This window comes from Alkalibacterium sp. s-m-28 (assembly GCF_054658175.1).
The window spans coordinates 1-9,291 of sequence record NZ_BAAGIQ010000078.1 but is presented as its reverse complement, the minus strand read 5'-3'; the positions used below and the strand labels follow the sequence as shown (position 1 = coordinate 9,291).

Annotated in this window: 8 protein-coding genes and 2 pseudogenes; 1 reads left to right on the top strand and 9 read right to left on the bottom strand. The window is 44.8% G+C overall.

What is annotated here, in order from left to right:
* Positions 1-422: 422 nt before the first annotated feature.
* The 3 genes from ACYQ4S_RS09430 to ACYQ4S_RS09420 all read right to left on the bottom strand — a co-directional run bounded on the left by ACYQ4S_RS09430 (position 423) and on the right by ACYQ4S_RS09420 (position 2,595).
* Positions 423-734 (bottom strand): toxin-antitoxin system YwqK family antitoxin, encoded by a 312-nt coding sequence (locus ACYQ4S_RS09430; RefSeq protein ID WP_346024080.1) that lies wholly within the window; start codon positions 732-734, stop codon positions 423-425.
* A 173-nt stretch (positions 735-907) separates the two neighbouring features.
* Entirely contained in the window at positions 908-2,440 is a 1,533-nt protein-coding gene (gene gntK, locus ACYQ4S_RS09425; RefSeq protein ID WP_346024079.1) for a gluconokinase, read from the bottom strand.
* A 53-nt stretch (positions 2,441-2,493) separates the two neighbouring features.
* Positions 2,494-2,595 carry a hypothetical protein gene (locus tag ACYQ4S_RS09420; RefSeq protein ID WP_428830588.1) on the bottom strand — a complete coding sequence of 34 codons (102 nt, stop codon included), beginning with the start codon at positions 2,593-2,595 and terminating at the stop codon, positions 2,494-2,496.
* 37 nt (positions 2,596-2,632) lie between these two features.
* Between ACYQ4S_RS09420 and ACYQ4S_RS09415 the strand changes: the two are divergent.
* A pseudogene (locus ACYQ4S_RS09415) lies at positions 2,633-3,898 on the top strand (6-phospho-alpha-glucosidase); the annotation flags it as partial.
* A gap of 322 nt (positions 3,899-4,220) precedes the next feature.
* Here the strand turns inward: ACYQ4S_RS09415 and ACYQ4S_RS09410 are convergent.
* The 6 genes and pseudogenes from ACYQ4S_RS09410 to ACYQ4S_RS09385 all read right to left on the bottom strand — a co-directional run.
* Positions 4,221-4,964 (bottom strand): amino acid ABC transporter ATP-binding protein, encoded by a 744-nt coding sequence (locus tag ACYQ4S_RS09410; RefSeq protein ID WP_091480136.1) that lies wholly within the window; start codon positions 4,962-4,964, stop codon positions 4,221-4,223.
* 12 nt (positions 4,965-4,976) lie between these two features.
* Positions 4,977-5,675, bottom strand: coding sequence for an amino acid ABC transporter permease (locus ACYQ4S_RS09405; RefSeq protein ID WP_346024078.1), 699 nt, complete (start codon positions 5,673-5,675; stop codon positions 4,977-4,979).
* 83 nt (positions 5,676-5,758) lie between these two features.
* Entirely contained in the window at positions 5,759-6,646 is an 888-nt protein-coding gene (locus ACYQ4S_RS09400) for a transporter substrate-binding domain-containing protein (RefSeq protein WP_346024077.1), read from the bottom strand.
* Between the two features lie 134 nt (positions 6,647-6,780).
* The gene (locus ACYQ4S_RS09395; protein ID WP_346024076.1) at positions 6,781-7,632 is read right to left on the bottom strand and encodes an endonuclease/exonuclease/phosphatase family protein; all 852 of its coding nucleotides are present in this window, start codon (positions 7,630-7,632) and stop codon (positions 6,781-6,783) included.
* A gap of 15 nt (positions 7,633-7,647) precedes the next feature.
* Positions 7,648-8,748 (bottom strand): glucose PTS transporter subunit IIA, encoded by a 1,101-nt coding sequence (locus ACYQ4S_RS09390; RefSeq protein WP_428830586.1) that lies wholly within the window; start codon positions 8,746-8,748, stop codon positions 7,648-7,650.
* Positions 8,749-9,023: 275 nt separating this feature from the next.
* Positions 9,024-9,291: pseudogene (locus ACYQ4S_RS09385) on the bottom strand (hypothetical protein); the annotation flags it as partial.

Here is a 9,291-nt window from a genome sequence, read left to right as displayed (position 1 = left end):
ATTTCTCCCGAGTTGGTCGCAAGATACATCTTAGAGCCCACTCACCGGCTCATTTCTCCCGAGTTGGTCGCAAGATGCGTCTTAGAGCCCACTCACCGGCTCATTTCTTCCGAGTTGGTCGCAAGATACATCTTAGAGCCCACTCACCGGCTCATTTCTTCCGAGTTGGTCGCAAGATACATCTTAGAGCCCACTCACCAGCTTATTTCTCCCGAGTTGGTCGCAAGATGCGTCTTAGAGCCCACTCGCCAGCTTATTTCTCCCGAGTTGGTCGCAAGATGCGTCTTAGAGCCCACTCGTGCTGATTCGGCCTATTGAGTTAGTCTTTCTTCAGTCCTACCCCTAGCTCTGAAAGCAAAAAGAAGAGTATGGAGCACCCGATAGGCTCCACCACTCTTCTTTGAAAGTCAGCTTGCTGAGCTTTACTTCTTCTTCAGCTGCTTCCCATTTTCAAACTGTTCATCATACTCCACTTCTCCATCTCGGCTGTAACGGAGCCATCTTCCGTGTTTCTGATCCGCTTTAAAATGGCCGACTTGCCATAGATCACCCGTTTTACGGTAAAAAATCCACTCCTGTTCCATCTTTTGTTCAACAAAAGGCCCTTTGGCTTTGACCGTACCGTCTTCATAATAATAAGTCAGAATATTATCTTCCTGTTCATAAACCTTCTGGCCATTGGCATACTTTTTTTTTCCAAGCATCTTGACGGGATATCCGTCCACACTGGACACGATTCCCTTCCTCCTTTCCTCACCTATCTATAGTATACAAAAATTTCCTGCTAAATTAGTACTTCATCGGATACTAATTCTTATTAACTATTTGGCACTCGTACAGATCTCCTAAAACAAAAACACCCGACCGTCTGATTGAATAAGAACGGTCGAGTGCTGACTATATTCATTTACTTATACTTCTGCTGAAAAGCAGTAATCGCATCATATTCTTCTTCAAAGAGACGGCTCAAGCGGATATATATCGGCATGAGTTCTTCATATATCGCAACAGATTCGGGTTGAGGCGGATTGACTTTACCCGTGTTGACCATATTACCGACTTCGCTTAAATCATCGATGTCTCCTATAGCGAAACGGCCCAGAACAGCTGCTCCTAGACAGGCACTTTCCACAGTCATCGGGACATGCACTTCCTGGTTGAAAATGTCTGCCAGCATCTGACGCCACACATCAGAATTCGCAAATCCACCAGTCGCATGGATCCGTTCCGGTAAGCCGATCACTTCTTCAAGAGCCAGCAGAACCATATAGAGATTCATATTGATACCTTCCAGTACCGCACGCATCATATGTTTTTTCTGGTGATGCAGAGCCAGTCCGTAAAAGGAGCCTCGAGCGTTCGCGTTCCATGAAGGAGCCCGTTCGCCGGATAAGTACGGATGGAAAATCAGCCCATTGGATCCGGCCTGAACTTCCGCTATTTTCTCTGTGATGACATTATAAGCGTCCATACCGGCAGCTTCTGCTTTAGACACTTCCTCAAGGCATAGTTCGTTTCTGAGCCATCTCAAAATCATTCCACCGTTATTCACTGGTCCACCGATCACCCAGTGCTTGTCCGTCAAGGCGTAACAGAAAATTCGGCCTTTCGGATCTGAAACTGGTTTATCAGTAACCGTCCGGATCGCTCCACTCGTTCCGATCGTTACGGCCACAACCCCTTTATCAATCGCATTGACTCCAAGATTTGCAAGACAGCCATCGTTAGCACCTATGATAACCGGTGTGTCACGACCAATCCCTGTTTTATCTGCATATTCCAAGCGCATGCCGGTAAAGACTTCAGTTGTCGAAACGATCGGTGACAGTCGGTCAGGGGTAATCCCAGCTGTTTCCAAGGCTTCCTCATCCCAGTCCAAAGCTTCCATATTGAAGAGTCCAGTAGCAGATGCAATCGAGTAATCGACAGCGTACGTGCCAAACAATTTATGGAAAACATATTCCTTTATTCCAATAAATCGGGCAGCAGACTGAAATACTTCAGGTTTTTCATCTTTCATCCAGATCAGTTTGCATAAGGGTGACATGGGATGAATCGGCGTCCCAGTCTTTTCATAGATGCTCTGCCCATTTGTTTCTTTCAGCTGCCTTGCATAAGGTTCGCTGCGCTGATCTGCCCAGGTAATGACCTGTGTCAACGGCTTTCCCTCACTGTCTACAGCAATCAGACTGTGCATAGCCGCGCTGAAGCCGATGACTTTAATGTCTGACTGGGATGCTTGGGAGGTTTCCATGACTGACTGAAGGGACAGGAGGACCGCATCGAAAATCTCATCCGGATCCTGTTCGGCAACTTTCGGTTCAGGTGTGTAGAGAGGATACTCAATCGTTGCCTGATGGAGATTCTCTCCTTGTTCTGAAAACAGAACGGCTTTTGTGCTCGTCGTCCCGATGTCCACACCGATGGAATAACTACTCATATACGAAATCCTTTCATTTAGACTGATTAAGTTCCTATTCGTCTAGTACTCTCTTATATTATAAACAATCCGATGAGCATTGCCATGCCTAATCCGACAAGTCCGATAATTGTTGTCATCATTGTCCAAGTTTTCAATGTGTCTTTTTCATCCAATCCAAAATAGCGGGAGACAAGCCAGAAACCTGAATCGTTGATGCTTGAAAACAGTGACCGTTTCCCAATGAGAGAACTGAAGCTGTACGATAATGACGGAGACAGACAAGGGATTCTAGGTGAAGCTCTGGAAATTCTTCTAAAAGAACAGGCACCTGACCTCAAATTCTCTTACACTACTGATCCGGAAGAAGCCTTTAGCGATGTCGATTTCGTCATGGCTCATATCCGCGTCGGAAAGTACGAGATGCGTGAGCAGGATGAAAAGATTCCGTTAAAATACGGTGTTGTCGGTCAGGAAACATGTGGACCTGGCGGAATTGCTTATGGTATGCGAAGCATTAACGGCATGCTTGAAATCATCGACTACATGGAAAAGTATTCTCCAGATGCCTGGATGCTCAACTATTCCAATCCTGCAGCAATCGTTGCTGAAGCGACACGCGTTTTACGTCCAGATTCAAAAGTCCTGAATATCTGTGACATGCCTGTCGGAACGCTGCGTAGAATGTCTCAAATTGTTGGAACTACTCCAGACAAGCTGGAAGTAAGCTACTTCGGCCTGAACCACTTCGGATGGTGGACCAGCGTCAAAGACAAAGCTACAGGATATGAATACATCAATGAAATCAAGGAATATGTGGCAGAAAACGGCTATCTGACCCAAGTTGAAGTGGACACACAGCATATGGACGAAAGCTGGCAGGCCACTCATAAAAAAGCCAAGGACTTACTGGCAATCGAACCGAATTATCTACCGAACACTTATCTGAAGTATTATTTCTATCCTGACTATGAAGTAGCTGGCTCCAATCCAGAATTCACCCGTGCCAATGAAGTGATGGCCGGACGTGAGAAACAGGTATTTACAGCTGCTCGTAACATCATCGAAAAAGGTACCGCAGTTGACGGTGGTTTCCACATCGACAGCCATGCATCATTCATCGTGGACCTGGCCCGCGCCATTGCATTCAATGCAAAAGAACGTATGCTTCTGATTGTTGAAAACAACGGAGCGATTGCTAACTTTGATGATGATGCTATGGTCGAAGTGCCTTGTATCGTCGGTAGTGACGGTCCTGAACCATTGGCTCAAGGTAAAATCCCTGCGTTCAACCGCGCTCTTATGCTTCAGCAAGTCACTGCTGAGAAGATGGTCGTTGAAGCCTATATCGAAGGCAGTTACCAGAAACTGTGGCAGGCTCTGAGCTTGTCGAAAATCGTTCCAAGTGCTGAAGTCGCTAAACAGTTACTGGACGATCTGATCGAAGCAAACAAAGGCTACTGGCCTGAACTGAAGTAATAATCATACAGAGAAGCCCCATCCTACGAGTTGATTCCCAGGATGGGGCTTCTTTTTTGGTTTATCTCTTTAGGTCCATGAGCTATCCTTTTTGTCTCAGTACTAAATTTATTTGCGACTGAGTTCCTACGCTATCTCGATTGTACCTGCACTCAAACAGATTTCTCCTCCGAGTTCCGGCGCTATTCAGATTGCCCCTGTACTCAAACTGTTTTTCCATCTGAGTTCCGGGGCAAACACAATAGTGAAGGTTTTTTCTACGAAAAAACCGCCCGACTGAAGATAACCACAGTTAGGCGGGGCTGATATTACTCAATTCATCTTACTCGTCTTCAAGTAGGGCAAGAAATTCCCTTGTCCGGTCTTCTTTTGGATCAGTCAGGACTTGTTCGGCCGGACCTGACTCTAGGATATACCCCTCATCCATGAAGAAGGCTTTGTCGGCTATACGGCGGGCAAAGTTCATTTCATGCGTCACGATGACCATAGTCTGACCTTCTTTTGCCAGACTTTCAATTACTTTCAGTACTTCTCTGACCAGTTGAGGATCGAGTGCTGATGTCGGTTCATCAAACAGCATGACTTCCGGGTGCATCATCAGTGCACGGGCGATCGCTGCTCTCTGCTGCTGACCACCGGACAAGGCATCTGGGAACTTGTCCTGATGTTCGGACAGGCCAACTTTTTCAAGCAGCACACTCGCTTCTTTCATGATCGTCTCTTTATCCTGCTGCTTGGCAGTTAGAGGTGCTTGAGTAATGTTTTCCAGCAGAGTCATATGCGGGAAAAGGTGGAAGCCTTGGAAAACCATCCCTGAATAGCGGCGGATGTCCTTGATATCTTTCTTGGATAGTTTATCTTCACCAAAAGATACTTCCTTATCACCTATTCTGATCGATCCTTCATCTGGTGTTTCGAGCAGATTCAGGCAGCGAAGCAAGGTTGTTTTTCCTGATCCGGATGCACCGACCAGACAGACCACTTCGCCCTTTTTCACTTCAAGGTTGATCGATTCCAGAACCGGAGTGTCGTCAAATGTTTTTTTAAGATTCTTTACTGTAATCATGTGTGTGCCTCCTTATTTAGATAGGTAACGGTTGTACCTGATTTCCAGACGGTCCTGGAAATACCCGATTACGATACAGACCATCCAGTAGATCAGGGCAGCAGAAATGTACATGGTCATACTGTCATAGGTTCGACCAGCAACTAGTCGTGCACTGTACAGTAGTTCCTGGACCGTAATAACAGAAGCCAGTGATGTCCCTTTGACGACGTCCATAAAAATATTGAATGTCGGTGGAAGAGCAATACGTGTAGCTTGGGGAATCACAATTTTTCTCAAGGTCTGAAAGTAATCCATCTGCAAAGTCGCCGCTGCTTCCCACTGACCTCTGGGTACAGATAAGATAGCTGACCGTACCACTTCCGCAAGGTAGCCGCCGAAGTTTAAACTGACACCTACAATAGCAGCTACAACAGCATTATTGAACGAGAGTCCTATTACCGGCAGGCCATAATAAAGGATAAATACAAATACAAGCAGTGGGGTCCCTCGCATAAAGGAAATGTATAATCTGGCAGGTAAATGAAATATGGCAAATTTCGACATACGAGCGACACCTATTACAACACCCAGTATTAAAGCAAAGAACATACTGAACAAGGCAATAACCATTGTAATCTGCAACCCTTGAAGCAGGAAAGGTAATGAGTCTATCGCCAGTTCATAATCAAATAGATATTCCCACCGTATATTTCTAAACGTCTCAAACATCGTTTTGTCCTCTCTTTTTTATTTTGATTTTCAAAAAGAAAACATACAAGAAGTGTGTGCTCCTTGTATGTCCATAGATCTAATTATTCTCCATCAAGACTCACGATTTCTGATTCGTCAACGGGTTCAGTTACATCAGCGCCTAGGAATTCCACAGACAATTCTGAAACCGTTCCGTCATCCATCAGTTCCTGAAGGGTTTCACTCAGACGATCTCTTAAGGACGTATTGCCTTTTAAGACAGCCATCGCGCTTTCAGTGGCGTGGAATTTCACATCTTCAGCAATCGTCAGTTGGTCGTCACCGAATTCGTTCAAGGTGTTAAGCAGGACCAGGTAGTCATTCAGATATGCATCCTGGTTGCCGTTAATGACATCTCTAAGAATAGCTTCAACTCCACCGTCGTATGCCGTACCATTTGCTCCAATATTGTCCGCAAAAATCGCATAGTTACTGGTCAGTGACCCAACTGCAACGTCGACACCTTCCAGATCATAAGCAGACTTGAAACGATCTGCGTCTTCCTGTCTTACGATAATTGATCCATAGGAGAATTTATGCGGGTCAACAAAGTCGAAAATTTCAAGACGTTCTTCAGTAATGGCGAAGTCGTGTGCAGCCACATCAATTTGTCCATTTCTCAGTGAAGGAAGGATCCCGTCGAAATCCATTGTTTCGAATTCAACTTCAAGGTCCAGTCTTTCGCCGATTTCTCTGACCAGTTCAACTTCGAAACCAGTTAGTTCATTGTTTTCATCAAAGAATGTGATCGGAGCGTATGTGCCGGATGTTCCGACTGTCAGGACGCCTTCTTCTTCAATATCAGCCCATGATGTTTCTTCTGCTGTATCTTCCCCAAGTTCTTCCTGAGCTGTATCTGTTTCGGCATCATCTCCGTTATCAGCTGGTCCACAAGCCAGAAGGAATCCGCTCACAGATAGAATACCAGTATATAATAATTTCTTTTTCATAAATAAAATCCCCTTTTTAATCAAATCATCTCTATGTTTTATACATTTTCAGCATACAAAAGCACTGGATGTTAAATCAATCCAGTGCCTAATATAACATGTTTTCATTTTCTTGTCACTTACTTTCTCTAACTTTAAGTAAGCTTTAACTTTACTAGAGCCTCCACACCGAAGTGATCACTCACGACCGGTCCATTTTTTCCGTCGAAAGTCACTTTGTACTGTTCGATGTCAAAGCCTTCCCCGGCAAAAATATAGTCGATCCGTTTAAGATCCGAGTGGCCTTCCCATCCGTCAATTTCCTTCTCTACGGTTGCTTCACCTATCTTCAAGTCCGCTGTTTCAAAAGCATCATTCAGGAAAGGGGCCGAGCGTCTGACCAGTGCATAGCCCTCATTCTGAACTGAGGGGTCATTATTGAAATCTCCCATGACGATGGCGGTTTCTCTTTCATCAGGACGGATTATGTCCAGCGTCTGCATCCATTCATGCTCAAACAGCTGCCTGCCATTCCCTTCAGTCCACCAGGAATAATGAGCGGACAGAACCACCCATTGTCTATCCTGATGATCAAAGGAGGCTTTCAGCACTTTACGTGTGTAGTGACTGGTATAGTCCTCTGATTTAGAGACCAGCTGACTTTCTGCTTTGAACGGGACTTTAGAGAGAATCGCCACACCTTCGTCATACAGGTCATACCCGACATGATTGGCTGCCCAGCTCCAGTAGTAAGTCAGACCAAGACGCTTCAGCTTCTTGACCAACAGCCGGGCAAAATTATCTTCTTTTATTGGAACAGCACATACTTTTTCTTCAGGAGCAATGAAAGTATCATCTTTGATTCCCTTGGCATCGATCGTCTGATTGACCTCCTGAAGAGCAATAACGTCATATTCTGATTCTGCAAGCTGCTCAGCTAGAGCATCCAGCTTTTCATAAGGGGCGTCTTCCATCCACGCGTGAGTATTCAATGTTAAGACTTTCATTTGTACACTCCTTTTTTATTCCATCACTGACCCAATAAGGTCCGCTGCTTTACATTCTCCAGTTGCCTTAAGGTTAATTATCTGTCCATCAGTCAAGTTCGTAAAGACTACGAGTACCGCTGTATCCTTATCGGCTTTGCTTATTGCCTCGCGGTCCATTTGAGCCAGCTCATCGCCCGCTTTCAGTGTCTGTCCTTCTTCAACAAATAGCTCGAATCCCTGACCGTTTAATTGTACCGTATCAATTCCCATGTGTACAAGCACATCGATCCCATCTTCTGTCTGGATTCCGATTGCATGTTTAGTCGGGAATATACTGGTGATTAAACCTGAAACAGGTGAAACGATTCTATCCGATGAAGGGGTGATGACATAGCCGTCGCCCATCATTTTCTGAGAGAAGACGTCGTCCGGTGCTTCAGTGATTGGCTGTACGTTTCCGTCTGCAGCACTGTAGACAGCTGTTTTTTCTGAATGATTCATTAAAGATTCACTCGTCTGATCATTAGCTGTGTCTTCCACTAATGCCTTATTCTCATCGATCGTTGAGGCAGGAATGTCTACATTCGATTCAAGTACATCCAGAATATCGGATTTCAGTACATCTGCTTTCGGTCCATATATCGCCTGAACACCAGTGTCTTTATGAACAAGCCCCATCTCTCCAGCTTTTTTCCAGTTCGCTTCGCTGCCTACTTTATTCGTATCCTTAACTGATACACGCAATCTAGTCATGCAGGCATCCACATCAGAAATATTGTCTTTTCCACCTAATAGATGAATGATATTATACACCTGCTGAGAAGCATCCACTGCCTGAGCTGCATCCGACCCGCTTGCTTCTCCCTCATAATTTCCTTTACGCCCAGGCGTGGCATACTGGAATTTACGAATAAGGAAATCTGCCAGGAAGTAAGTGCCGACTGCAAACAGGACAGTGACCCAAAGGAAGTTGATCATGTCTAAGCCCAGACCCGCTCTCAGTGCAAGTGGTGTACGGGTCAGAAGCTCGATATTTCCGAAAGCGTGGATTCTTAGATTAATAATATCTGCCATTGCAAATGCCGCACCCTGTATAAGGGCGTATACCCCATAAAGCGGCATTGCTGCAAACATGAACATGAACTCAAGCGGCTCAGTAACACCTGTAAAAAAAGCTTCGGCTACGCCTTCGCCCTTTTGGGATAGTGCGTAGCCATTACTTTTTCAGTTCTGAATTATCGTAGACGATACCGTGAATACTCTTATAGTAAACAGGAACCATCTCATTTCCACATCTTTCACAACTAAATTTAGGTGGATCCATTGGGTCTCCACCATCTAGAACATCAAATTGTTTGACTATATCCTTTGGAATCTCCTCTATCTCTTGACACGTGCGACAGATAAATTCAACGTTTTTTATTGCTTTCTTTTTCGAGTTTATCCCAGCTGAACCGATATTTTTCAATAGCTTTTCGCGTTGCTTCTTTTTTCTTATATTCATATGTTTTCGACTCAATGTAATCAATCTCCCGATTAATATAGTTTTTAGCTTGTCTATCATTCGCAAATTGAAGGGTTAGACGCCCATTTTTGCGCACAGCTATCCCTCTAAACTCCATTACATTGCCACATTCCGAACATTCCAATGGATCTTCCCCAAATGATTCTATACGC